General features: G+C 64.8%; 22 protein-coding genes. 9 read left to right on the top strand and 13 right to left on the bottom strand.

The window, feature by feature from the left end:
* Positions 1-27: 27 nt before the first annotated feature.
* Together C1H66_RS21560 and C1H66_RS23115 are read right to left on the bottom strand one after the other, a co-directional pair.
* Complete coding sequence (locus C1H66_RS21560) at positions 28-2,190, bottom strand: type VI secretion system Vgr family protein (RefSeq protein ID WP_170064214.1); 2,163 nt, start codon at positions 2,188-2,190, stop codon at positions 28-30.
* A 155-nt stretch (positions 2,191-2,345) separates the two neighbouring features.
* Entirely contained in the window at positions 2,346-2,804 is a 459-nt protein-coding gene (locus C1H66_RS23115; protein WP_205738724.1) for a hypothetical protein, read from the bottom strand.
* On the opposite strand from C1H66_RS23115, the gene C1H66_RS21550 reads away from it, so the two are divergent.
* From C1H66_RS21550 to C1H66_RS23105, 7 genes are all read left to right on the top strand, one after another.
* Complete coding sequence (locus C1H66_RS21550; protein WP_146010764.1) at positions 2,784-3,998, top strand: autotransporter outer membrane beta-barrel domain-containing protein; 1,215 nt, start codon at positions 2,784-2,786, stop codon at positions 3,996-3,998. The genes C1H66_RS23115 and C1H66_RS21550 overlap by 21 nt on opposite strands.
* Before the next feature lie 225 nt (positions 3,999-4,223).
* Positions 4,224-4,691: a (2Fe-2S)-binding protein gene (locus tag C1H66_RS21545; RefSeq protein ID WP_102629920.1), complete on the top strand. Its 468-nt coding sequence runs from the start codon at positions 4,224-4,226 to the stop codon at positions 4,689-4,691.
* Entirely contained in the window at positions 4,688-7,012 is a 2,325-nt protein-coding gene (locus tag C1H66_RS21540) for a xanthine dehydrogenase family protein molybdopterin-binding subunit (protein ID WP_102629919.1), read from the top strand. The genes C1H66_RS21545 and C1H66_RS21540 overlap by 4 nt, the downstream gene beginning before the upstream one ends.
* A 2-nt stretch (positions 7,013-7,014) precedes the next feature.
* Positions 7,015-8,007 carry an XdhC family protein gene (locus C1H66_RS21535; protein ID WP_102629918.1) on the top strand — a complete coding sequence of 331 codons (993 nt, stop codon included), beginning with the start codon at positions 7,015-7,017 and terminating at the stop codon, positions 8,005-8,007.
* 22 nt (positions 8,008-8,029) lie between these two features.
* Positions 8,030-8,611, top strand: coding sequence for a nucleotidyltransferase family protein (locus C1H66_RS21530; protein WP_240618426.1), 582 nt, complete (start codon positions 8,030-8,032; stop codon positions 8,609-8,611).
* 75 nt (positions 8,612-8,686) lie between these two features.
* The gene (locus C1H66_RS23110; protein ID WP_205738725.1) at positions 8,687-8,905 is read left to right on the top strand and encodes an ATP-binding cassette domain-containing protein; all 219 of its coding nucleotides are present in this window, start codon (positions 8,687-8,689) and stop codon (positions 8,903-8,905) included.
* Between the two features lie 25 nt (positions 8,906-8,930).
* The gene (locus C1H66_RS23105; protein ID WP_205738723.1) at positions 8,931-9,185 is read left to right on the top strand and encodes an ATP-binding cassette domain-containing protein; all 255 of its coding nucleotides are present in this window, start codon (positions 8,931-8,933) and stop codon (positions 9,183-9,185) included.
* Positions 9,186-9,275: 90 nt separating this feature from the next.
* Here C1H66_RS23105 and C1H66_RS21520 read toward each other — a convergent pair whose 3' ends face one another.
* The 6 genes from C1H66_RS21520 to C1H66_RS21495 form a co-directional block, all read right to left on the bottom strand.
* On the bottom strand, positions 9,276-9,863 hold the full coding sequence (locus C1H66_RS21520) for an antibiotic biosynthesis monooxygenase (protein WP_240618425.1): 588 nt from the start codon (positions 9,861-9,863) through the stop codon (positions 9,276-9,278).
* A gap of 42 nt (positions 9,864-9,905) precedes the next feature.
* The gene (locus C1H66_RS21515; RefSeq protein WP_102629916.1) at positions 9,906-11,081 is read right to left on the bottom strand and encodes a low temperature requirement protein A; all 1,176 of its coding nucleotides are present in this window, start codon (positions 11,079-11,081) and stop codon (positions 9,906-9,908) included.
* Between the two features lie 114 nt (positions 11,082-11,195).
* Positions 11,196-11,882 carry a hydrolase gene (locus tag C1H66_RS21510; RefSeq protein WP_102629915.1) on the bottom strand — a complete coding sequence of 229 codons (687 nt, stop codon included), beginning with the start codon at positions 11,880-11,882 and terminating at the stop codon, positions 11,196-11,198.
* A gap of 93 nt (positions 11,883-11,975) precedes the next feature.
* Positions 11,976-13,613 (bottom strand): MFS transporter, encoded by a 1,638-nt coding sequence (locus tag C1H66_RS21505; RefSeq protein WP_102629914.1) that lies wholly within the window; start codon positions 13,611-13,613, stop codon positions 11,976-11,978.
* A gap of 8 nt (positions 13,614-13,621) precedes the next feature.
* Positions 13,622-14,536 (bottom strand): pirin family protein, encoded by a 915-nt coding sequence (locus C1H66_RS21500; RefSeq protein WP_102629913.1) that lies wholly within the window; start codon positions 14,534-14,536, stop codon positions 13,622-13,624.
* 56 nt (positions 14,537-14,592) lie between these two features.
* A complete protein-coding gene (locus tag C1H66_RS21495) occupies positions 14,593-16,413 on the bottom strand; it encodes an amidohydrolase (protein ID WP_102629912.1) in 1,821 nt (606 codons plus the stop codon).
* Between the two features lie 366 nt (positions 16,414-16,779).
* On the opposite strand from C1H66_RS21495, the gene C1H66_RS21490 reads away from it, so the two are divergent.
* The gene (locus C1H66_RS21490; protein WP_102629911.1) at positions 16,780-17,151 is read left to right on the top strand and encodes a winged helix-turn-helix transcriptional regulator; all 372 of its coding nucleotides are present in this window, start codon (positions 16,780-16,782) and stop codon (positions 17,149-17,151) included.
* A 408-nt stretch (positions 17,152-17,559) separates the two neighbouring features.
* The gene (locus C1H66_RS21485) at positions 17,560-18,249 is read left to right on the top strand and encodes a pirin family protein (RefSeq protein ID WP_102629910.1); all 690 of its coding nucleotides are present in this window, start codon (positions 17,560-17,562) and stop codon (positions 18,247-18,249) included.
* Positions 18,250-18,399: 150 nt separating this feature from the next.
* Here C1H66_RS21485 and C1H66_RS21480 read toward each other — a convergent pair whose 3' ends face one another.
* From C1H66_RS21480 to C1H66_RS21460, 5 genes are all read right to left on the bottom strand, one after another.
* A complete protein-coding gene (locus C1H66_RS21480) occupies positions 18,400-19,173 on the bottom strand; it encodes an enoyl-CoA hydratase-related protein (RefSeq protein WP_102629909.1) in 774 nt (257 codons plus the stop codon).
* Positions 19,174-19,341: 168 nt separating this feature from the next.
* Positions 19,342-20,190: a 3-hydroxybutyryl-CoA dehydrogenase gene (locus tag C1H66_RS21475; RefSeq protein ID WP_102629908.1), complete on the bottom strand. Its 849-nt coding sequence runs from the start codon at positions 20,188-20,190 to the stop codon at positions 19,342-19,344.
* 205 nt (positions 20,191-20,395) lie between these two features.
* The gene (locus C1H66_RS21470) at positions 20,396-22,027 is read right to left on the bottom strand and encodes an acyl-CoA synthetase (protein WP_102629907.1); all 1,632 of its coding nucleotides are present in this window, start codon (positions 22,025-22,027) and stop codon (positions 20,396-20,398) included.
* An 88-nt stretch (positions 22,028-22,115) separates the two neighbouring features.
* A complete protein-coding gene (locus C1H66_RS21465; RefSeq protein WP_102629906.1) occupies positions 22,116-23,924 on the bottom strand; it encodes an acyl-CoA dehydrogenase in 1,809 nt (602 codons plus the stop codon).
* A gap of 138 nt (positions 23,925-24,062) precedes the next feature.
* On the bottom strand, positions 24,063-25,490 hold the full coding sequence (locus tag C1H66_RS21460) for an MFS transporter (protein ID WP_102629905.1): 1,428 nt from the start codon (positions 25,488-25,490) through the stop codon (positions 24,063-24,065).
* Between the last annotated feature and the right edge of the window lie 15 nt (positions 25,491-25,505).

The following is a 25,505-nucleotide window of genomic DNA, read 5'->3' as shown; positions in this document are numbered from 1 at the left end:
GTGTTTCTCCTTGCCGGTTTTTCCCGATCAGTTCTGCAGTACCTTCTTGCCCTTGATCACGACATTCTTGCTGGCCTTGACGTTGATGCCACCGGAGCCATTGATGGTGATGTCCTTGCCCTGGATGGTGATGGACCCATCCTTCTTCATGGTGATACTGGACTTGCCGGTGCGGATGACGACCTGGTCGCCCGCCTCGATGGCCAGGTTCTTCCCCACGTTGACGGTCATGCCCTGGCCCACCTTGAGGGAGTCGTTGCTGCTCACCGAACTCGAGCGGCTGCCGCCGACTTTCTCATCGCGGTTGCCGGCCACCGCTTCACTCAGGCTGGCCCCCACCGCCGTACTCTGGAGCCCGCCGACGATCACCGAACGGAGGCCACCGACATTCGTCTCCTGAGCCCCTCCCACGTTGACCATGTCGTTGATCCCCACGGACTGGGTGCGGGTCATGGCAACGTTGAGGACATCGTTACCGCTGATCGTATGCGTACGATTCTGGCCGACGGTGACGGCTTCACTGCCGCCCACGGTCTCGGTGCGGTTCACCCCGATCTGGATCGTTTCGTTGCTGCCAACGGCTTCGCTGCGGTTATTGCCAATGCTGGTCTGCTCGTCGTTGCCCACGGACCGGGTGCGGTCATGGCCCACGGCATGCTGCTCATCGTTGCCGACGGCGATATCGTGGTCCTTCTGGGCATGGACATGCAGCAGCTCCTCGCCCGCCGTATCGTTCATCGAGATCTCGTTGTAGCCGCCCCCCCCCGGTGTGGAATTCGACTTCACACCGCCGACCATGGCATCGCCGGGCAGATCGAACGGCGGCATGCAGTCGGCGTTGTAGACCCGGCCGACGATGATCGGCCTGTCGGGATCCCCTTCCAGAAAGGCGACGATGACCTCCTGGCCGATGCGAGGCACGAACATGGCCCCCCAACCACTCCCGGCCCAGGCCTGGGAGACACGCACCCAGCAGGAACTGTTCTCGTCCTTGGCCCCCTGCCGATCCCAGTGGAACTGGCATTTGACCCGACCATACTGGTCCGTCCAGATCTCCTCGCCCGCCTGGCCGACCACGATGGCCGTCTGCAGCCCCTGAACGACCGGCCGTGGGGTCACCCGTGCCGGCCGGAAACAGACGCTGCTGTCGATAGCGGTGAAGGAGCAGCGAAAGGAGGCCTCTTCGGCCCCGGCACCGGCCTCGTAGTCCGCGGCCCGGGCGTCGACACTGCTGCCGGTGACGAGATACTCCCGGTTCTGGTCCTCACGGGAATGCCCCTTCAGCGCGAATAGGCCCCCGCACATGATCGCCCGCAGGTTGCCAATGGCCCTAACGCTCTCGAACTGCGTCTGGCTCTCGTCACTGCGGGCAGCCGCCAGGCGCCTGCCATGGGGGGACGCCTGGATGAACCCGCCCGGGTAGTCGTAGGCCTCGTAACTGCCCGCCTGATGATCCCGGGGACGGGACTCCTTCGCCTCCGGTGGATTGCGCGGGTTCTCGAAGTCGAAGTCGCGCAGGGCGAAGAGCTCGGTCTGGATCTGCTGCTCCAGCCACCAGTCCCAGACATGATCCCGGGCCCGTCCCCTTTCCGATTCCGGCGGCAGGAAGTTCGCCTCGTCACATCCCGGAATGCGTTCATGGCAAACGGGGGCATCCGCCAATACCAGGACGTGCTGGCCCTCGGAGTGGCGGAAGAAGTAATAGATGCCTTCCTCTTCCATCAAGCGACTCAGGAAATCGAAGTCACTCTCGCGGTACTGAACACAGTATTCCCGAGGCTCGTAGTCCTGGGACAGGGTATCTTCGAAATCCGACTGTCCGTGTTCCGCAAACAGCGTCTGGATGATCTCCGGAGCGCTCTGGTTCTGAAAGATACGACAATCCCGTGTCAGGCCGAGATACCAGAGCCAGGGGCGCAGCCGCGCGTGGTAAAGCGCATACCGGCCAAGCCGCCCGACCTGGGAAAAGGCCACCACACAACCGTCGAAATAGCGCTCGCCCTCTTCCAACTCGAGGCACAGGGTAAGCTTGCCGCCCAGCACGTCAGGAAAGGCGATATCCTCGGAGGTTGCCAGGAGTTCCACCGTGAAATCGAACAGCCGGCCAAGCTCTTCCGCGCCCGAGAAACGCAGGATGCGGAAGTCATTGGAGAAGTGGCCGGTGAGCCGGAGATGCTGCTGCTCACTCATCGTTCCCTGCCTTTCTCGTACGTGCCGAGGCGCCGAATCCAATTGGCAGCGCTGAATGTTTGCCAGTCTAGTCGAGCCCAGAGAAACGTGCATGACGCCCTCCAGGCGAACAGTTGCAGCGCCCAGACGCTGTGACTAGTCTCAAATCGGATAAGTCAAAAGAATCGCTTGCCGGGCGACTTCGCCTGCAAGGGGCGGTCTGTGGACAAGCGACCTCGAAACGGAGTGTCTCCAGCAAGGGAAAGGGAGGGATCACCGTGGTCCAGCCAAGCAACCCGCAGGACGGGGGCACCCTTCCCGTCGGCCATCATTCCGAACGCCATCTGTCTCGTCACCTTGTCGCCGGCACCGGTGCCCTGGCCATTCTCCTCTTCGGCCTGGCCCTGCCCCTCGGGGCACAGGGGCAAGAGGTGGGAGACGAAACCGACCCTGACTCCGAGGTAGTAGAACCGGAGCCCGAACCCGAGGGAGAAGGAGAAGAGCCGGAGCCAGAACCCGAGCCGGAGCCCGAGCCGGAACCCGAGGTTGTTGTACCGGAAGACCCCGCGGAGCGGGAAGGCCTGACGGAACGTCAGCGGGAGGTCGCCCGCGCCTTGCACAACGCCTGTGACCATGTGCGTCAGACCTCGGATGGAGGGCTGACGTCCCGTCAACGCGACCTGCTCGCCGTGTGTGAGGCGGCAGCCGCAGACGAGGATCCCGGCCCCAACTACTACGATGGCCTGGCTCCCGATGAAGTGGCCTCGCAGGGCCGTGTCAGCATGCAGACCATGCGACAGCAGTTGGATAACGTGTCCAGCCGCATGAGCGAATTGCGTGCGGGAGCCACGGGCGTGAGTACCCGCGGCCTCAGCCTCGCCATGCACGACGGCCAGGCACCCTCCAGCCTGTACGGCGATATCCTCGGTGGTGGCGCCAGCAGCGACAGCGACATTCTGGCGTTCAGCCAATGGGGAGTCTTCGTCAACGGCTCGGCGGCGCTAAGCCGCCGCGACCGCAGTGATGCGGAGCCGGGATTCCGCAGCCGGAGCTTCGCCCTCACTACCGGCGTGGACTATCGCCTCACGCCGGACACCGTGGTCGGTGCCGCCCTGGGCATCACGCGCACCGACACGGACCTGCGCGACAATGCCGGTGGCGTCGACGTGGACGGCTACAACCTTTCCCTGTATGGCACCCACTTGCTGACCGATGCGTTCTACCTCGAGGGCATCGCCACCGTGGGACGCAACCGCTACGACACGGTGCGCACCGTCTTCAGTGAATCGATCGGCAACCAGAGCGCCCTGGCACGCCCCAAGGGCGACGAATATGCCCTGGGGCTGAACGCCGGTTACGACATTTCCAACGGCCCCTGGACCACCAGCCTCCAGGCCAGCTTCGACTATCTCCGTGGGGAAATCGACGGCTACACCGAGCGCCCCCGCCATCCCGACAATCTGGGAGCGGGTGCCCTGCTGCACATCGACGGCCAGACCATCGAGTCGCAGACGGCGGAGGCGGCCGTCCAGCTCTCCTATGCCGCCAGCCAGTCGTGGGGCGTCATGCACTACACCACCCGTGTAGGACTCGAGCATGAATTCAGCGACCGTAGCCGCCTGATCAATGCCCGCTTCCAGGAGGATCCCACCAACACGACCTTCTCGCTTCGCACCGACTCCCCGGAGCGCACCTACCTGAACCTGGGGGCCGGGCTGACGGCCCAGATGGCACAGGGCCGCGCCGCCTATATCTTTCTCGAGACCGTGGAAGGCCAGAGTGGCTATCGCCACTACCAGATCGACGTGGGGATGCGGATGGAGTTCTGAACAGCTTCGCCAAGTAAGCCGATGGCCATGGCCAGACTCGAAAGGATGCCTCAAGCGTCCCGACACGCCTGGCGTTCCATGCCGGTTGGCCTAACCATTTCTCTACGCTCCCAATTGCGAGAGACGTCTTCGAGAAGCGTGCCGACCAATAATCCTCTCGCCAAGGACTCTATCCCTGCCCCTCCCTGAAGCGGGGCGCCATGACCACAAGACAGGAGAGGGAGAATGGTTACCCTGACGATCAACGGTGAGGATCACGACCTGGATGTGCCGGAGCAGATGCCGCTGCTCTGGGCCCTGCGCGACGTCGCCGGGCTTACCGGTACCAAGTTCGGCTGCGGCATGGCGCAGTGCGGCGCCTGCACGGTCCACCTGGATGGCGAGGCGGTACGCTCCTGCGTCACCCCCGTCGCCCAGGCACAGGGGCGGGAGATCACCACCCTCGAAGCCATCGGCGAAGACGAGATCGGAAGCCGGGTCCAGCAGGCCTGGCTGGATCTCGGCGTGGCGCAGTGCGGTTACTGCCAGGGCGGGCAGATCATGAGCGCCACGGCGCTGCTCAAGCAGACGCCGGACCCGGACGACGAGCAGATCCTGGACGCCATGGCCGGCAATCTGTGCCGCTGCGGCACCTACCACCGCATTCGTCAGGCCATTCATCGGGCCGCCGGCCATGAGGAGGAGCAGGCATGAGCACTTATCGCGATACGCTGCTACTGGCCAATGTCAGCCGTCGCCACTTCCTCAAGGGGCTCGCCGCGAGCGGTGCCCTGGTGATCGCCGCCCGCTGGGATCTTTCCCTGGCCGAGGACGAGGAAGAAGCCAGCTACGGGGCGGATGGCATGCCCCACGGCTGGGTCGACGATCCCAACGTCTTCATCCGCATCGACGAGGACGGCACGGTCACCGTCGTCAATCACCGTGCCGAAATGGGTCAGGGCATTCGCACCAGCCTGGTGATGGTGGCCGCCGACGAGCTCGGCGCCGACTGGGATCGCATCCGGGTCGAGCAGGCGATCGGCCACGAGGAACGCTACGGCAACCAGGATACCGACGGCTCGCGCAGCATGCGCCACTGGTTCGATCCCATGCGGCGCGCCGCCGCGGCGGCACGGACCATGCTGGAACGGGCTGCCGCCGAGCAGTGGGAGGCCCCGGTCGAGGAGTGCCGTGCCGGGGTGCATGTGGTGATCCATGAGCCCAGCGGCCGTGAACTGGGCTTCGGCGCGCTGGCCGAGGCAGCCAGTCAGCTGCCGGTGCCCGAGCGTGACACCCTGACCCTCAAGTCGCGGGACGAGTGGCGCTACATCGGTCGCGAGAATGTAAAAACCGACCGCCCCCTGGCCATCGACGGGGAGGATATCGTCACGGGCCGCGCGGTCTATGGCGCCGACGTGATGCTCGACGACATGCTCTACGCGGTGATCGCCAGGCCACCGGTCTACGGCGCCACCCTGGCCAGCGTCGACGACAGCGCGGCCCTGGAGGTCCCGGGGGTGGTCCGGGTGGTGGAGATCGACGGCGCCGTGCAGCCGGCCGGCTTCGCGCCGCTGGGCGGCGTGGCGGTGGTCGCCGAGAACACCTGGGCGGCCATCCAGGGGCGCGATGCCCTGGAGATCGAGTGGGACACCGAGAGCGCCGGCGACAACGCCGGCTACGACTCGACGGCCTATCGCGAGGCACTGGAGGAAGCCGCCCGGTCGCCCGGCCGGGTGATCCGCGAGCAGGGCGATATCGAGGCGGCCCTGGCCGACGCCGAGACGCACATCGAGGCGACCTACTACATGCCGCACCTGGCCCATGCGACGATGGAGCCACCCGCCGCCCTCGCCCGCCTGGCAGAGGGCAAGGCGGAGATCTGGGCACCGGTGCAGTCGCCCCAGGCCGCCCGAGATGGCGTGGCCGAGCGCCTGGGCCTCGACCCCGAGGACGTCACCGTCAACGTGACGCTGCTGGGCGGCGGCTTCGGCCGCAAGTCCAAGCCGGACTTCGTAGTGGAGGCCGCCAGCCTGGCCCAGGAGTTCGAGGGTCGCCCCGTGCGGGTCCAGTGGACGCGCGAGGACGATATCCAGCATGACTATTTTCACGCGGTCTCGGTGGATCGCCTGGAGGCGGGCCTGGACGGGGACGGCAAGGTGCTCGCCTGGCGCCATCGTACCCTCTCGCCGAGTCTCTTCTCGCTGTTCATGCCCGACCCCATGCACAAGCAGGACTTGGAACTCGGCATGGGCTTCACCGCGACGCCCTTCGATATCCCCGCCATGCGCCTGGAGAACCCAGAGGCCCCGGCCCACGTGCGCATCGGCTGGTACCGGGCCGTCTACAACCTGCCGCACGCCTTCGCCATCCAGAGCTTCGCCGCCGAGCTGGCCGAGGCGGCGGGACGCGATCATCGTGATTACCTGCTCGACCTGCTGGGCCCGGCACGCCGGATCGATACCCGGGATCTCAACGACACCTGGAACTATGGCGAGGATCCGGAGCGCTACCCCGTCGATATCGGCCGCCTGCGCGCCGTGGTCGAGAAGGCCACCGAGGAGGCCGGCTGGGGACGCGAGCTGCCCGAGGGGCGTGGCCTGGGGCTGGCCGTGCATCACAGCTTCGTCTCCTACACCGCGGTGGTGTTCGACGTGGAAGTCAATGATGCCGGCGAGCTCACCATCCACAGCGCGGATATCGCCTTCGACTGCGGCCCCCAGGTGAATCCCGAGCGTATCCGCGCCCAGATGGAAGGGTCCTGCGTCATGGGCATCGGCAATGCCCTGCACAGCGAGATCTCGTTCAGCGAGGGGCGCGTCGAGCAGGACAACTTCCACCAGTACCTGATTCCGCGCATGCCCCAGGCGCCCCGCGTGACACGCGTGCATCTGATCAACGACAGCTCCGAGGCACCCATGGGCGGCGTCGGCGAGCCCGGCGTACCACCGGTGACGCCGGCGCTGTGCAACGCGATCTTCGCCGCCACCGGCAAGCGCATCCGGCGCCTGCCGATCGGCGACCAGCTGGCGAGCTGAGCATGCAGCACCTCGACCTGCAGGTCATCGAGCGGGCGCTGGCCTGGGCGCGCGACGGCGAGACGGTGTGGCTGTGCACGGTGTTGGCCACCTACGGCTCCTCGCCCCGCGCCCCGGGCTCGCTGCTGGCGGTACGCGGCGACGGCCGGCATGTCGGCTCGCTGTCGGGCGGCTGCGTCGAGGAAGACTTCCTGGCCCGGCTGGCCGAGGGCGAGTTCGATACCCCCATCACCACTTTTCGCTACGGCGGGGGTGGCAATGAGAGTGATGGCGTCGACGGCACGGGCGTTGCCCTGCCCTGTGGCGGCATCCTCGACGTGCTGGTCGAGCGCCTGGTGCCGGACGCCGAGACCCTGGTGCACCTGGAGGTGCTGCTCGCCACCCTGCAGGGCCGGCGCGCCCTGGCGCGCCGGGTCGAGCTCGACAGCGGCGCCCGGCACTTCGTCGAGGACGACGGCCTCGGCCCGCGGGTGATCCGGGACACCGAGCGCGGTGCGGTGCAGATCCGCCTGACGCCGGCGGCACGCCTGGTGATCGCCGGGCTCTCGCCGGTCGCGGAGGCCTGTGCCCGGTTCGCCCTGGGCCTGGGCTTCGAGGTGATCGTCTGCGACCCGCGCGAGGAGGTCCTGGCCGGCTTCGACGTGCCGGGGGTCGAGATCGAGCCAGTGCTGCCTTCGGTCTTTATCGCCGCGGGCGGCTGTCATGGGGCCACCGCCGTGGTGGCCCTGACCCATGACCCGCGCATCGACGACCTGGCGATGATCGAGGCGGTGCGCACCCCGGCCTTCTATATCGGGGTGATGGGCTCGCGTCGCACCTCCGAGGCGCGGGCCGAGCGGTTGCGCCGTTCCGGCGGCCTGAACGCCGATGAGATCGCCCGCCTGCATATGCCGATCGGCCTGGACCTGGGCAGCAAGACGCCCGCCGAGATCGCGCTCGCGGTGATGGCCGACATCGTCCGCGTGCAGCGCGGCAGGCCACGCGATGCCCTCTGAGACGCCCCTCCCGGTGCCGATCGTGGCGGTCGTACTGGCCGCCGGGTCTTCGCGACGTTTCGGCGCCGCCGACAAGCGCTGTGCCATCCTGCCGGGTGGCCGCCGACTGCTGGCCGCCGCGGTGGCCCGGGCGCAGGAAGCCTTTCCCCTGCTGCGCGTGGTGCTGCGCGAGGACGACGACCCGGCCGCCCTGGGGCTGGCCGTGAGCACGCCGATCCTCCGTGCCCCCCGAGCCGGGCGCGGCCTGGGGGCAAGCCTCGGCGATGCCATCGCCGCCCTCGGCCGCGACGACGCCCTGGCAAACGTCGGAGCCGCCGCCATCCTGCTCGGCGACATGCCCTATATCCGGCTCGAGACGCTGCACGCCCTGCAGCGGCAAGCCACGCGATCGGGCATCGTCCGCCCCCGTTACGCCGACCGCCCCGGCCATCCGGTGCTCTTCGGCCGTGACTTCTGGCCCGAGCTCGAGACCCTGGACGGCGACGACGGGGCCAGGGAGGTCATTCGCCGGCATCGTGACCGCTATCGGGAGATCGCCGTCGAGGATCCCGGGGTCTGCCGGGATATCGATACCCCCGGGGATCTTCTCCCCCTCCGTGAGTAATGCGCCTCCCTGAAGGCCGGCCTGCATGACCGATCGCGGGTCGCGGCATGAGGTGGCACACGGAGGAGAGAGACGCTGGGCCTCGTCAGACCGAACGGCTCGGGCAAGTCGACGCTGCTCGAGCTGCTCGCCGGCATCCGCAAGCCGACGACGGGCGACATCAGCGTGGAAGGCCGGGCACTGTCGCAGATGCCCCGGTGCCAGGCGGCGCAGAAGATCTACCTGGAGCAGCAGATCGATACGGTCGAGACGATCACCGTCCGGGACGCCGTCGAACTCGGCCGTACGCCCTAGCTGACACCCCACCAACCATCTCGATGTGAAGCACCAGCTCTCGATCCTCGATTTCGTCGCCACGCTGCCGGTGACCTCGATCGTCGCGCGGCATGACCTCAATCAGGCGCTCTCCTGCGACCGCGTTGGCGTAATGGTCGGCGGCAGGCTGATCGCGCTCGGTCCGCCGGACACGGCGCTGACGGTGGAACGCATCACCGAGGTGTTCGGCGTGCGTGCCAGCATCGTCGTCGACCCTTCGGACGGCACCCGGCTGTTTCGTTTTCATTCGTCCCCCTAAAAGGACCTTTCCATACGTACTGCCCTTGCCGCGCTCTTCATCGCCCTCGCCTTCGCTGGACCGACTCTCGCCGAGGAGCACAAGGTCAAGCTATCTAAATAGCCATGAAGATACCAACCTCACCACTCTTGGCATAACAAGATAAACCACAAGCGCTACTATACTTGCGGCAACAAGTCCATGACTGACCCCCCAAGTCCCGAGGATGGGGAGTATATCAAACACAGGACCCCAGAGCGCTGGAACAATCATCGTTAATGGCCATATAACAGCCGTAGTGATCAACCACTGCTTCCAACGAGACGGCTGCTTGGCGGTAGATCCAAGAGGGGTAAACCAGAAATCGATACCGCTATGAATTTCTATCACTTCTCTTTCTTGGAGATCTTTTTCGATTGACGCCATGAGATCTTTACGTTGAGTGGAGTCACGCCACCGTCTTGCGTCCTCTTCAGAAGAAAACCGTACGGCTATCTCATAGTTACTCTCACTCTCTTGAGGTCTAAGTATGTGAACTCCCTGATGTCCAGGGAAGTCGCTCGCCGCCTTGATGATCTCACGAAGCCATGCTTCATAGCGGGCTGACGCTCCTGGCCGCACGCAATGCTTAACATGAAATGTAACATCCTTCCTTTCAGGATATTCTTGAACACCACTATTTCCTTCTTGATCCATCATCTCGCCCCCAATATTTATCAGCAGTGACCTGATTTAATCACTTCATTTTAATGAAACACTTTTTGGCTCCGACAGAAGGTTGCGGACAATGACAGCCAGCAATATCAATGCAGCAACTCCCTCTACCTGAAGCAGTGGGGCTGTCATGACAATCAGGAATGAAAAGAGGGGAAGAACTCTCTTGGATGCTCCAGACAACACAAAGCGATCACGCACGAACCAAAGTCCCATTAGGTATAATGCCACAGGGATGGCAACCGAATAAATACCGGTCTTCCCCCCGACACGTGCATGACCTGTCTCTATATCGATGAGCACCGCGAATCCTGCCCCTACTGCAGCCCCTGACATAAAAATCATCAAGTGCCCATATCCCCAACTTAATTCCATCGCCAGACTCTTCTTCTGAAGGTGCTCCTCTTTAGAAAAATAGACCCACCACATGGAGAAAAGAATCACGAGCGCAGATAACGCAACTTGAAGAAAAGTAAAATTAAACCCATGGCTGGCCACACTTTTCAATGCCACAGACCCGGCCAAGAGGGTTTCTCCTAACACAATGATATTCAGCAGGCCATAGCGTTCCATGATATGGTGACGATGCCATGGGGTGTTACCATGACGCTCGGCGATGACCGGGATGCTCAGCTCCATCATCGCCCCTAGAGCGAAGAGTGAAAAGAATGATAATTGGTCCACCGGTTGATTCAGCAATAATGTAACCCAATAGACCTGAACTGAAACAATTCCACCTGCATACCAAAGGGCAGTTCGAAATCGACCAGGATCGTGCCTTGCTGCCCTAACCCAGAGCACGACCATGGAGAGGCGCATGATGACAAAACCGACCACTATGAGCGTCATGTCCAGGCTCTCGAAGAAAATTCCGATGCCAGCGGCCATGGTTATCGCTCCTGACATGATCGTCAAAACAAGCAGCCGATAAAGCGTATCGTCATTGTCGTAGGCCGAAGCAAACCACGTAAAGTTCATCCAGGCCCACCAGATAGGAAAGAAAGCGGTAACAAAGATAACGATTCCTTCCACGACGTGATTGTCCGCAATGATATGATGTAAGCCCGCAGCCGCAGCGGCAATGGATATGACCGACACTAGATCAAAGAATACCTCTAGCGGTGTTGCGGCCCGATGTGGCTCATTAATATCGCGCGGGCAGAGAGGGCGAATTCCTACCAGCCTTGCATAATAGTCGTTCATCTACTGGCCAACCGGAGCAATGAAATGGCATGACCTTGGACAAGGACGCCCCGAAAGACGTCCTTGCCACGATGGCAAGCAAAACCTGCCAAGATATCTAGCCGGATAACTCTCCTATGACTTGGCCGGTACAGGAGCGAGGCGTTCGCCGTGCTTCACGCGCTCCTCGGCCTTATGGACCATGGTGTAGGCGTAGTCGACCCCCATCCCATAGGCCCCGGAATGTTCCTTGACCAGCGCCATGACGGCATCATAGGTATCACGACGGGCCCAGTCGCGTTGCCACTCAAGGAGCACCTGCTGCCAGGTCACCGGTACGACACCGGCCTGCACCAGGCGCTGCATGGCATACTCATGGGCTTCCACCGAGGTTCCGCCAGACGCATCGGCCACCATGTAGATCTCATAGCCCTTGTCGTGCATGGCCGAGAGGGCGAAGGTAGCGTTGCAGACCTCCGTCCACAGCCCGGATACGACGATCTTGTTGCGTCCATGCTTTTCGAGCCGATCGCGAACCTTCTGATCGTCCCAGGAGTTCATGGAGGTACGCTCGAGCAAAGGGAGGTCGGGAAAAACCGACAGGAGTTCGGGATAGGTATGCCCCGAGAACGCCGCGGTCTCTACGGTGGTGATTGTAGTCGGTATGTTGAATATCTTCGCCGCTTTCGCCAGCGCAACTGTATTGTTCTTCAGCGTTTGACGATCAATGCTCTGCACCCCGAAAGCCATCTGAGGCTGATGGTCGATAAAGATCAGCTGACAGTTATCCGGAGTCAGGACCTCAAGTTTTGGATTGGCCATCATCATTCTCCTTACTGGTCATTCAACGAAAGTATCAAACCCCACATTCGAGAGATTAACACCCCAACTCTCTACATTATTTAAAAAATCTTTTTATCCATTATCTTTCCGATGTGAAGCCCCCCTCTTGGGTGTTAGATAGTGTGCCACTTTCGGATTAGTGTCCTCGGCCAGATAGGTCCGAATCTCTGCTTGCAACTTCCTTACCTCTTCGGTGACTCTTTCGTGCTGGCGAAGGTGACCGACCCAGGATTCGTCATTGAAGGTCTCGATGAACAGGTGCGACACTTCCGCATGCTCGAAGAGGCTCCAGGAGAAAGCGCCATGCTGTCGCCTGTACTGCTCGAGGCGCTTCATGCCACCGAGAAACGCCGACACGGCCTCGGGCCGCACCCAATATTCGATGGTCGTCATGACCGGCCCCCGGTCGAGATGCAGGACATCATGTGCCGGCGGCAGGGGCCAATGCATGGACGGCGTGAAGTCGAGCGCCTCGACCCCATCGACACGCCAGCGCCAGGTCAGCGGCACGCTGAGGGCGGCGCCGATCGCCGCGATGAGGAGGGAGTGCTCGATACTGTAGAGGTCCGCCAGCTTGCCCCACAGCAGGCTGCCGAGCGCCATCGAGCCCATGAAAGCCGACATGAAGATGGCCAGGCCACGTGAGCGCACCCAGTTCGGCAACGCCATCTGCGCGGCGACCTGCAGCGAGGAGAGCACCACTAGCCAGGCCACGCCGCTTACCCCCATCACCAACGCCAGGGGCCAGAGCCGGTCGATCACCGTGATGCCCACCAGGCATGCCGCATAGAGCAGCGTGGACAAGGCAACGAGATGGCCACGGGATAACCGCTCTTTCAGCGTAGGCAGGACCAGGGCCCCCAGCACCGCCCCGACCCCCACGGCGGCAACCAAGATCCCGAAGGCCTGGGGTCCCCCATTCGTCAGGTTGCGGGCGACCAGTGGCAGCAGCGCCCAGGAGGCACTGGCGAAGAGGAAGAAGCCCAAGCCACGAATGGACGCCGCCTGCAGCTCGGGGGAAAACCGGGCGAAACGGAGCCCGGCACGCATGGCCCCCACCAGCCGCTCGGCCGGCAGCGGGCTCTCGGTCACCTCGCGCCGCCAGCGCATCAGCACCAGGATCACGCCGAAGAAGGAGAACGCATTCAGGACGAAGACGGCCCCGGTACCGGCAAACATGACGATAACGCCGGCCAGGGCCGGGCCGATGGCCCGCGCGACGTTTATCCCCATGCTGTTCAGGGCGATGGCCGCCTGCAATTCCCGGCGGGGCACCAGCTCCGGCACGATGGCCGCCCAGGTCGGCCGCATCATGGCGCTGCCGACCCCCATGACGAAGGTCAGGATCAGCAGCGTCCAGGGCGTGATGGTGCCCGTCACCACTACCAGGGTCAGCAAGACGGCGACGATGGCCATGAAGCTCTGGATGGCAATCAGGTAGCGGCGCCGATCGAGGATGTCGGACAGCGCGCCGGCCGGCAGGGCGAGCAGGAACACCGGCAAGGTGGTCGCGGTCTGGACCAGGGCCACCATCACCGAGGAGTCCGACAGCGACGTCATCAGCCAGCCGGCCCCGATGTCGTGCATCCAGGTGCCGATGTTCGACACCAGGGTGGCGATCCACAGGGTACGGAACAGCGATATCTTGAGCGGCGACCAGGCGGAACCCGAGGGTGTGGTGACGCGGGGAGTCGTTTCACTCTGACTCATGGGGCGGCTTACTCCGGCAAGGGAATGTATTCGCTTTCATCCCCCGGGACCTTGGGAAAGGCGCCCGACTTCCAGTCCCGCTTGGCCTGCTCGATCCGCTCCTGGCGACTCGACACGAAATTCCACTCGACGAAGCGCTCACCCAGTGCCTCGCCCCCGATGATGGCAATCCGCGACTCTCTCACCGCCTCGAGGGTGATGCCGGTCTCCTGGCCAAACACGGCCATGGCGTACTCCGGGATGACGGAATCTCGCGCCTGCACCTCGCCCTTGGCCACATAGACCGCCCGGTCCTCGGCGTCCGGCAGGGTGAGGGTCTGCCCCGGCTGCAGATGGGCCTCCACATAGAGCGTCTCGGCGAAGGTCTTGACCGGCGAGGTCACCCCGTAGGCCGACCCCATCATGACCCGCACCGGGACATCGCCGGCCAGGGTGGCCGGAATGTCCTTCGAGGGATAATGGTAGAAGGCGGGATCGACCTCCTCGTCCTTCTCGGGCAAGGCCAGCCACAGCTGCAGACCATGGAGGCGATGCGGCACGCGTGTCACCTCCGCTCGCTCCCGCTCGGAGTGCACGATGCCGCGACCGGCGACCATCAGGTTGATGTCACCGGGCCGGATGCACTGGAGGCTGCCCAGGGAGTCACGATGCAGGATCTCCCCCTCGAACAGATAGGTCACCGTGGCCAGGTTGACGTGAGGATGCGGCCGCACATCGATGCCCTGCCCCGGAGAGAAGTCGGCAGGGCCCATATGATCGAAGAAGATCCAGGGCCCCACCATCTTCCTCTCGGCCGACGGCAAGGTGCGGCGGACCGAAAAGTTGCCCAGGTTCTTCTCTACGGGCTCGATCAACAGCTCGATCGCACCACAGGGATGCTCGAAGTTACACTCCTGCTCGGCTTGTACTGCCTGATTGCTCATTGTGATATTTCATCCGGTAGGCTTGATAGGGTATGTCGTGTCTCGATCGCCACTGCTCAGAAGGCGAAGCAACCGCAACCGAAGGGGCCCCAGAACGGATCCCGAGGGGTGCGGACATGAGCACAGGTCGGATGGTGATGGTGGGCGTGCTCGAGACAGGCGTGCCCCTGCCCGGCGCCATGCCGATGCAGGGAGGGTTGGCCCTGCAGGGTGACGGGTGACCAATCGGGACTCGCCGGCGGCAGCGGTGGGGCCAGGGAGCGGAAGTCGCCATCACCGTGCACGACCTTGCCGCCGACCATGGTCAGGACGGCGCTGAGATCCTTGATCTCCTCCGCGGGAATGAAAAAGTAGTCTGCCGACAGGACGGCCAGATCGGCATACTCCCCCTTGGCGATATGGCCCTTGGCGGCCTGCTCCCCGGAGAACCAGGCGCTGCCCTTGGTCCACAGGGAGAGCGCCAGTTGCCGGTCGAGCTGGCGTTCCTCGGGATACAGCGACAGGCCGCCCACGGTATTGCCCGTGACCAGCCAGTACAGCGACACCCAGGGGTTGAAGCTGGCCACCCGGGTGGCATCGGTGCCGGCGCCCACGGGCACTTCCGCCGCCAGCATGTCGGTGATGGGAGGCGTGAACTGCGCCTCGGTGGCCCCATAGCGCTCCACGAAGTACTCGCCCTGGAATGCCATGCGGTGCTGGATGGCGATGCCGCCTCCCAGCGCCTTTACCCGCTCGATGCTGACCGGGCGAATCGTCTCGGCATGGTCGATGATGAAGCGCAGGCCATCGAAGGGAGTATCCCGGTTCACCTTCTCGAAAACGTCCAGGAAGCGGGCGATCGACTCGTCGTAGGTGGCATGAATGCGGAACGGCCAGCGATGCTCGACCAGCAGCCGGGTCACCCGCTCGAGCTCCTGATCCATCTCCGCCGACAGTCGTGGCCGCGGCTGTAGGAAGTTCTCGAAATCGGCCGCCGACCACACCAGATTCTCTCCCGCCCCATTCATATGCAGCATGGCATCGCCATCGCCCGGCGACACCATCGACGTCCAGCGCTGATAGTCGTCGAACTCCGAGCCCTTCTCCTGGGCGAAGAGGTTATAGGCGATGCGCAGGGTCATCTCGCCACGCCGGTGCAGCTCTTCGATCACCCGGTAATCATCGGGATAGTTCTGCCCCCCGCCGCCGGCATCGATGGCACTGGTCACTCCCAGGCGATTGAGTTCGCGCTGGAAGTGCCGAGACGAGTTGAGCTGATCCTCGAAGGACAGGGTCGGCCCCTTGGCCAGGGTGGAATAGAGGATCAGCGCGCTGGGTTCGGCGATCAGCAGGCCGGACGGATTGCCCTGGCGGTCCTTGTAAATCACTCCACCGGGAGGATCCGGGGTGTCCTTGGTGAACCCCACCGCCCGCAGCGCGGCGGCATTCAGCAGGGCCCGGTCATAGAGGTGCAGGATGAACACCGGGGTGTCAGGCGCTGCGGCATTGATCTCCTCGAGGGTCGGCATACGGCGCTCGGCGAACTGGTACTCGGTCCAGCCCCCCACGACCCTGACCCATTGCGATGGCGGCGTGCGATCGGCCTGCACCTTCAGCAGGCGCAAGGCATCAGCCACCGACGGCACCCCCTCCCAGCGCAGCTCCATGTTGTAGTGCAGTCCGCCCCGGATAACGTGAGTATGGGAGTCATTCAGGCCGGGAATGAGGGTATGCCCCTTGAGGTCGATGACCTCGGTGGCCGGCCCCCTCAGCCTCATGATCGCTTCGTCGCTGCCCACCGCCTCGAAGATCCCGTCCTTGATGGCCACCGCCGTGGCCCGGGGATTGGCAGGATCCAGGGTCGCCATCCTGCCGTTACGGAGAATCGTATTCACCATGCAGAAGCCTCCCTGTCTCTCAGAATAGTCGGTGATTTCAACGGATAATCGTTTTCATCTCTTACATCGAATGGCGGGGCTTCCATATCCTTCCCCCCAGGTAAGCCTGACTGGGTGCTACCCGACCCTCATCGATCACCTGGGGCCGCACCCCCATGCCTCTCGCCCTGGCCACGAAATCGCTCACCGATGGCACGACAGCGTTGCAGAACTCCGGCTACAATCAAGATCATCGTCTAGTTCGACCTGCCAAGCGCGAATGGGGCATTCCTGACCGGTAAGCCGAGAATGAGACTATAGACACTGCCGGAAGAAGTTACCAAATGGTGACTCAGGATCAGACGCCATACAGAGCACGAAAAGATCATGAATGACGACACGAACCCACAGCAAACCACCTCCGAACACACCCAACACAATGGAATCTTAGCGAAAGATTGTCCCTTCGAGCGGCTGGGGGGCTTGTTGGGAGGGGCCTGGACCCTCCAGGTACTTTGGTTGCTGGGCGAGGGAGGGCCTTTACGCTTCGGTAACTTGCGGACCTCCATCGAGGGCGTCTCGCCGAAGGTGTTGACCGAGCGCCTCAGACGCATGGAAAACGATGGGCTAGTATGGCGACGCTACGAGAGACAGGTGCCACCCAAGGCGACATACGGCTTGACCGAGGTCGGGATGGAACTGCATTGCGGCATCAAGCAGATCAGCAAGATTGCTGACAAACTGCCCCCGGAGCGATAGGCGATGACGGAGGGAAGGCGGGCCATAGCGGCCTCTCGGTCACTGACTGGCGCCCAGCAACCATACGCTTGGAGCACTCGGTCCTGGCGTGATGCGGCTACAACACGCAACAGCAATCGGGCAAACTGTCTCGCGATCCCCTTGCCCCCCTCTCCAGCCGTCCCTCGTCATCCAGCCTCGGGGTACGTCACGGATTCAACCTCAAGATGCGGCATCAGGGGCCAGCAGGCCCCCGTAATCAATACCTTTTTGTCATGATCACCAATATCCACATGGTCTGCGATCGGCAAGGCCTCGGTCAGTGACGGGCCTTGCCGTTTTTTCCGAACACTCGGTCAATCTACGAATGAGTGGGCAACTTGTCCGGTTGTGACATGGCGTTGCCCGCTTTCAGGAAAGGAGACGAAAATGATCCTTCGACGCGACGATGAGCGCGGTTATACCGATTACGGCTGGCTGCGTTCCCGCCACACCTTCTCGTTTGCCAACTACTTAGATCCCAACCATATGGGCTTCCGAAAGCTTCGCGTGATCAACGAAGATCGTGTCCAGGGCGGTGCAGGCTTTGGTGCCCACCCTCACCAGGACATGGAGATCATTTCCTATGTGCTCGTGGGGGAGATGGCCCACAAGGACAGCATGGGCAATGGGGCGATCATGCGTTCTGGTGACGTTCAGCGCATGTCGGCCGGCACGGGCGTATTGCATAGCGAGTTCAATAACTCGCCCGGCGAGGAGCTCCACTTCCTGCAGATCTGGATCGAGCCGAAGCAGCGCGGCATCGCCCCCAGTTACGAGCAGAAGGCCTTTCCTGCCCAGGAACGGCAGGGGCAATGGCGCCTGGTCGCCTCCCAGGAGGGGCGTGACGGCTCCATCAGTGTGAACCAGGATGTCAACCTCTATGCCGGGCTGTTCGATGCCGGCGAGCAGGAGGAGACGCCAGTGGTACGCCATGCTTGGTTGCACGTAGCGCGCGGTGAGGCCGAGATCAACGGCCAACCGCTTACTGCCGGCGATGCCGCCGCCTTCCAGCCGGGCGAGCCTATCGAAGTTAAGGGGAGGCAGGCATCGGAGATTCTGCTATTCGATCTGGCGTAAGCTGCCGGCCACAATGCTCTCGGGGCAGCTTTAGTCGCCAGCTTCTCCTCAGTGTTGCGAAAGCACAGCACCTCGCCACTGACCCGAAAGTGGGTATCGAGGCAGTGGCGCTGCCGCCACTGCCGTTTCGTCCCAAGCGGATCTCGACACTCAGAAGTTGGGCTTGCGCTTCTCGACGAAGGCGCTCATGCCCTCGGTCTGCTCCTCGCCGGCGAAGCAGAAGGCGAACAGGGCGTTCTCCAGCGCCAGGGCGCTGTCGAGGTCCTGGTCCATACCGTCGTGGATGGCCTGCTTGGCGGCGCGCACCGACTGCGGGCCGTTACCGCCGAGCTGCTGGGTGAGCTCCTGGGCGTAGGCCTCGAGCTCGCTCTGCGCCATCACCCGATTGACCAGGCCGATGCGCAGCGCCTCGGCGGCATCGATCTTGCGCCCGGTGGTGCACAGGTCGAGCGCCATGGCCGGGCCGACCCGGCGCGGCAGGCGCTGGGTGCCGCCGAAGCCGGGGATCACGCCGAGCAGCACCTCGGGCTGGCCGAAGACCGCGTTGTCGCTGGCCACCGCCCAGTCGCAGGCCAGCGCCAGCTCGCAGCCGCCGCCCAGGCAGAAGCCGTTGACCAGGGCCACGGTGGGCACCGGCAGGGTCTCCAACCGCTTGAAGGTGGCAAGCGCGGCACGGGCGAAGTCACGGGCCTGCTCCGGGGTCTTGTCGCGCATCTCGGCGATGTCGGCGCCGGCGACGAAGGATTTCTCGCCGGCACCGGTGATCAGCACGGCGCGCAGGTCGTCGCGGCCCTCCAACTCGACCAGCACGTGCTCCAGCTCGCCGAGCACGGCGCTGTTGAGGGCATTCAGCGCCTTGGGACGAGTGATGGTCAGGCGCACGACGCCGGCGTTGTCGACGACCTCGATCAGTTTGTCGCTCATGGTAGCTCCTGGCTAACTGCGTTCTTGTCGAAAGGGATACCGACTCACCCTAGCGAACGCTTGGTAGGTCGGCAATCCCCTTAATGGCGAATGGCGGAAGGAAGCCGCAGCCATTGGGCGCTCTTCCCGGGGCGCCTGGCGGCGCCATCGCGCAGAAAATCTGCGCTCCTACTGGTAAACATGGAAGCCACGGCCGGTCTTCCGGCCCAGGTAGCCGGCGGCGACCATGCGCTTGAGCAGCGGGCAGGGGCGATACTTGGGATCGCCGAAGCCCTGCTGCAGCACCTCCATGATCGCCAGGCAGACGTCGAGCCCGATCAGGTCGGCGAGCGCCAGCGGGCCCATGGGGTGCGCGGCCCCCAGCTTCATCGACTGGTCGATGTCCTCGGCGGTGGCGGCCCCCTCCTGCAGCAGGAAGGCCGCCTCGTTGATCATCGGCACCAGCAGGCGGTTGACGGCGAACCCGGGGGAATCGGCGATGGCCACGGCGGTCTTGCCCAGCGCTTGGGTGAGCGCCTCGATGCGCTCCACGGTGGCATCAGAGGTCTGCTCGGCGCGGATCACCTCGACCAGCTTGAGCACCGGCACCGGGTTGAAGAAGTGCATGCCCACCACCCGCTCGGGACGCTCGCACACCGCCGCGAGCCGGGTCAGCGACAGCGACGAGGTGTTCGAGGCGAGTATCGCATCGTGGGTCAGGCGGCTGAGGTCGCGGAACAGCTTCTCCTTGAGCGCCGGCTGTTCGGGAGCGGCCTCGATGATCACCGCACAGTCGCGCAGGGCGTCCAGCGCGGTGCTGGTCGAGAGGCGTGCCATGGCCTCGCCCTTGTCGGCCTCGCTGAGTTTTTCCTTGGCCACCAGCTTGCCCAACCCCTTGTCGATGGCGCCGCGGGCACGAGCGAGCTGTTCGTCGGCCACGTCGTAGAGCTGCACCGCGAAGCCGCTGGTCACCAGCACCTGGGCGATGCCCTCGCCCATGGTTCCGGCGCCGACCACGCCGATCGGTTGTTGGCTCATTTGCACTCTCCTGTGATGTCGTTTGTTCACGCCGCCGGTGTGGCCCCTATGGGGTCAGACCCCAGCCAAGTCACCATGCCTGTCATGGTGCACCTTTCCCGCCGCACCGGCCCCGCCGGGGTCTGACCCCATAGGGACCGCCAGCGCTGGAGATTCACCACCAAGCCAAAGGGACTGGCAGCACTGGAAAATAACGGCAATCAGCTTACTGCTTGCGCGCTTGTTCGCGCAGCACGAACTTCTGGATCTTGCCGGTGGAGGTCTTGGGCAGTTCGCTGAAGACCACCGTCCTGGGCACCTTGAAGCGGGCCAGGTGCTTTCGGCAGTGCGCGATGATGTCGGCCTCGGTGACCTCCCCGAAGCCGGCCTTGAGCTTGACGAAGGCACAGGGGGTCTCGCCCCACTTCTCGTCGGGCTTGGCCACCACCGCGGCCTCCTCCACCGCCGGGTGCGAGTAGATGGCGCTCTCCACCTCGATGGTGGAGATGTTCTCGCCGCCGGAGATGATGATGTCCTTGGAGCGGTCCTTGATCTCGAGGTAGCCGTCGGCATGCCACACGGCGAGATCGCCGGTATGGTACCAGCCGCCCTGCAGGGCCTGCTCGGTGGCGGTCGGGTTCTTGAGATAGCCCTTCATCACGTTGTTGCCGCGCATCAGGATCTCGCCGATGGTCTCGCCATCCTTGGGCACCGGCGCCAGGGTATCGGGATCGGCCACGCAGAGCGCCTCGAGCATGTGGTAGCGCACGCCCTGGCGGGCCTTGATCCTGGCCCGCTGCTCCAGAGGCAGTTCGTCCCAGGCTTCGCGCCAGGCACACACGGTCACCGGGCCGTAGACCTCGGTGAGGCCGTAGACGTGGGTCACCTCGATGCCCATGGTCTCGACCCCGGCGATCACCGAGGCGGGCGGCGCGGCGCCGGCGGTGGTGGCCTTCACCGGATGATCGAAGTCGCGCTTGTGCTCGTCGGGCAGGTTGACCAGGCCGTTGAGCACGATGGGGGCGCCGCTGAAGTGGGTCACCCGCTCGTCGGCGATCAGGTTCATGATCGTCTTCGGGTCGACGCGGCGCAGGCAGACGCTCACGCCGGCGCGGGCGGCGATGCTCCAGGGGAAGCACCAGCCGTTGCAGTGGAACATCGGCAGGGTCCAGAGATAGACCGGGTGGTGCGGCATGGCCCACTCGAGGATGTTGCTCACCGCGTTGAGGTAGGCGCCGCGGTGGTGGTAGACCACGCCCTTGGGCTTGCCGGTGGTGCCGGAGGTGTAGTTGAGCGAGATCGCCTGCCATTCGTCCTCGGGTAGCCGATAGGCGTACGCCGGGTCACCCTCGGCGAGCAGCGCCTCGTACTCCAGCTCGCCGATGGGGCGGGCCTCGCCCTCGTAGAGGGCATCCGCCACGTCGATCAGCAGCGGCTTGTGCTCGAGCCCGGACACGGCCTGCTCGATCACGCCGGCGAACTCCGGGTCGACCAGGATCGCCTTCGCTTCGCCGTGCTCGAGCATGTAGGCGATCGCCTCGGCGTCCAGGCGGATGTTCAGGGTGTTGAGCACGCAGCCCGCCAGCGGCACGCCGAAGTGGGCCTCGAACATGGCCGGCACGTTGGGCAGCATGGCGGCCACGGTCTGGCCGGGTGCGATGCCGCGCCGCTCCAGCGCCGAGGCGAGCCGCCGGCAGCGCGCCCAGGTCTCGGCCCAGGTGCGGCGGATGTCACCATGCACCACCGCCGGGTAGTCGGGATAGACCGAGGCGCTGCGTTCGATGAAGGTCAAAGGCGATAGTGCCACATGGTTGGCCGGCGTCTGCGGCAGGCCCTGTTCGAAGATCGAGGTGGTCATGCGGGCTCTCTCTTGGCGGGTCGGTGGTGAAGGTGCAGGCCGCCCGTCTGCTGCGGGCGGTCCCGGATGAGGGGGCCGCTGGCCCGAGTCAGCGTGCCGCGGCATCGAAGGCGGCGAGGCTCTCCATGCCGGCCTCGATCACCGCCCGCTGGGCACGGCCCACCGGCAGCCACTGACGAATGGCGAAGTCGGCGCTCTGCAGCTTGGCAGCATAGAAGGGATCGTCACTGCCGGCCTCGACGGCGGCGCTGGCCACCAGCGCCGCACGGCCCATCTGCCAGGCGCAGAGCACATGGCCGACCAGGGCCAGGAAGGGGGTGGCATAGGCCTGGACGGCATCGGGGCCGCTCTCGGGGTCGGTGCCCTGCTCCAGCACCAGGACCAGGGCGGCACGCAGGTCGGCGACGCCGGCGGCCAGGCACCTGGCGAGGCCGGCCAGCGCGGGGTTGGCCGCCAGCGCCTGGGTGGTGGCCTCGACGTCGTCGATCAGGCTCGTGAGCGCCGCGCCGCCGTCGCGCTGCAGCTTGCGCCCGGCCAGGTCGAGGGCCTGGATGCCGTTGGTGCCCTCGTAGATGGGCGCGATGCGGGCATCGCGCAGCAGCTGGGCGGCACCGGTCTCCTCGATATAGCCCATGCCGCCGTGTACCTGCACGCCCAGCGAGGCGATCTCCACGGCCTGATCGGTGGAGAACGCCTTGACCACCGGGATCAGCACCTCGACCCGCGCCTGGGCGGCGGCGCGCTCGGCGTCGTCGGCGGCGTGACGGGCCACGTCGAGCTGGGCGGCGCAGTAGAGCGCCAGCGCCCGCAGGGCATCGGTGCGGGCCCGCATCGAGAGCAGCATGCGGCGCACGTCCAGGTGCTCGCTGATGGTGGCCTCACTGCCGCGCGCCTTGCCCTGCACGCGGTCCAGGGCATAGGCGAAGGCGTGCTGGCAGGCGCGCTCGGCCACCCCGATGCCCTGCACGCCGACCTTGTGGCGCGCCTCGTTCATCATGGTGAACATGTGGTTGAGCCCGCGCCCCTCCTCGCCGACCAGATAGCCGATGGCGCCGTCGTGCTCGCCGAAGCTCAGGGTGCAGGTGGGCGAGCCGTGGATGCCGAGCTTGTGCTCGATGGAGGCACAGACCACGTCGTTGCGCTCACCGAGCGAGCCATCGGCGCCAACCGGGGACCCAGGCTCCAGGTACTTCGGCACCAGGAACAGCGAGATGCCCCGGTTACCCTCGGGGGCATCCGGGGTGCGCGCCAGCACCAGGTGGAGGATGTTCTCGGCGGCGTCGTGCTCGCCCCAGGTGATAAAGATCTTCTGGCCGAACAGGCGGTAATGGTCGCCCTCTTCATCAGGGCATGGGACGGCGCGGGTGCGCACGCGAGAGAGGTCGGAGCCGGCCTGGGGCTCGGTGAGGTTCATGGTGCCGGTCCAGCTGCCCTCGATGAGCCTGGGCAGGTAGGTCTCCTTGAGAGCGTCGCTGCCGTGATGGGCCAACGCCTCGATGGCGCCGGCGGTGAGCATGGGGCACAGGCCCAGCGCCATGTTGGCACCGTGGAGCATCTCCTGCACGGCGCTGGCCACCACCTCGGGCAGGCCCTGGCCACCCAGTGCCTCGGACACGCCGATGCCGTTCCAGCCCCCCTCGGCGTAGGCACGGTAGGCCTCGATAAAGCCATCGGGCAGGGTCACACCGCCGCCGTCACGACGCCTACAGCCCTGGCGATCGCCGCTGGCATTGAGCGGTGCCCACACCTCGTTGGCCAGCCTGGCGGCTTCTTCCAGCACCGCCTCGACGAGGTCGGGGCTGGCCTCCTCGAAGCCGGGCAAGGCGAGCGATCCGTGTTCGAGCAACTCCTCCAGCACGAAGCGGAAGTCACGGACGGGGGCGGCGAAAGGGATCATGCAGGCACCTCTGGGAAAAATGATAACGATGATAGTAGATTCACTATTTTCCGTTAGCCATTATGCCTAGGTCGCGACCAAAAGAAAGCGCCCGATGCGAGGCATCGGGCGCGTGATGGACAGGATGGACGGCGCGGCTCAGGCGCGGGAGGGGTCGGGTTCGACGCCCTGCAGCTCCACCCTATCGTCGTCGAGCGGCGGATGCCTGCCGTTATCGTCATCGTCGTAGTAGACGATATGCGGCTCATCGGGGGGCGGCGGGCCCACCAGCGGCTCGGCCACCTCCACCTCGGGCACGGCGTCGGAGAGATCCTCCCTGTGCTCGTGGTCGATGGCGCCCTGCATCAGCTCCCCGGTCACGGCGAGTTCGGCGCCCATCGACGACATCGGCGTGGTGGGCGCGAACGGCGCCACCGGCACCGGCGCCGGACGCACGCGGCGCCGCCAGGCGAAGAAGCCCACCAGGAAGAGCCCCAGCGCACCGAAGGCCCAGAACAGGCCGGCATCGCCCAGCGCGGCCATCACCGGCGAGATCACCGGCGGGCTCACGGTGGAACCCACCGCATTGATCAGCAGCAGCCCCTGGCTCATGCGCACCAGGGCACCGGCCGGAGCACGGTCGGCGGCGTGGCTCACCGCCACCGGGTAGAGGGCGAAGACGCCGCCGCCGAGCAGGAACAGCAGCCCGGCGAGCACCCAGGTGTTGAGCGGCAGCCACAGCATGCCGGCGGAGATCAGGGTACAGAAGGCCCCGATCAGGATCAGCACCATCTGGCGGTCGTGGCGGTCGGACCAGCGGCCGATGGGATACTGCAGCAGCATGGCGCCGAGCACCACCACCGCCATCATCTGGCCGATCTGGTTCACCGACAGGCCGACGCGCTGCAAATAGAGCGGCAACAGGGAGTAGACCGCGGCCACGGCGAGCCCCGAGCCGAAGCTGCCCATCACCCCGGTGGGCGTCAGGGTGATCAGCCGCATCGGCGAGAGCGGCTCGGCGTGCTCGATCAGCGGCGAGACCCGCGGGATCATCGCCATCGGCAGCACCGACAGCGAGGCCAGCATGCCGATCACCATGAAGGGAGCGGTCACCCCCATGGCATCGGTCACGCCCAGCAGCAGCTGACCGACCACCCCGGCGGCATAGAGCGAGATCATGTAGAGCGCCAGCAGGCGGCCGCGGACCTTCTGGTCGCCGGCGGTGAGCAGCCAGCTCTCGATCACCAGGTAGACGCCCACGGTGGCCCAGCCACCGATCAGGCGCAGCACGAACCAGGCCCAGGGCTCGAAGAACAGCCCCTGGAGCAGCACCGTGACCGCCACCAGCGAGGCGAAGCTGCCGTAGGCGCGGATATGGCCGATGCGCAGCAGCAGCCGGTCGTTGAACATGGCCCCCAGCGCCAGGCCGATGAAGTAGGCCGACGACACCCAGCCGATCACCACCGGCGACTCGCCGGCGGCGTCCAGGCGCAGGGTGATCAGGGTCGCCAGGAAACCGTTGCCGATCCCGAGAATGAACAGCCCCAGCAGGGGCGCCAGGGCCATGGCCAGCAGTTGCCGCGACATGAACAGGCCTCACAG

It is taken from the genome of Halomonas heilongjiangensis, from assembly GCF_002879645.1.
GTDB lineage: Bacteria > Pseudomonadota > Gammaproteobacteria > Pseudomonadales > Halomonadaceae > Halomonas > Halomonas heilongjiangensis.
Note: the sequence above shows the minus strand (reverse complement) of the source record. Positions and strands in the feature narration are given on the sequence as shown.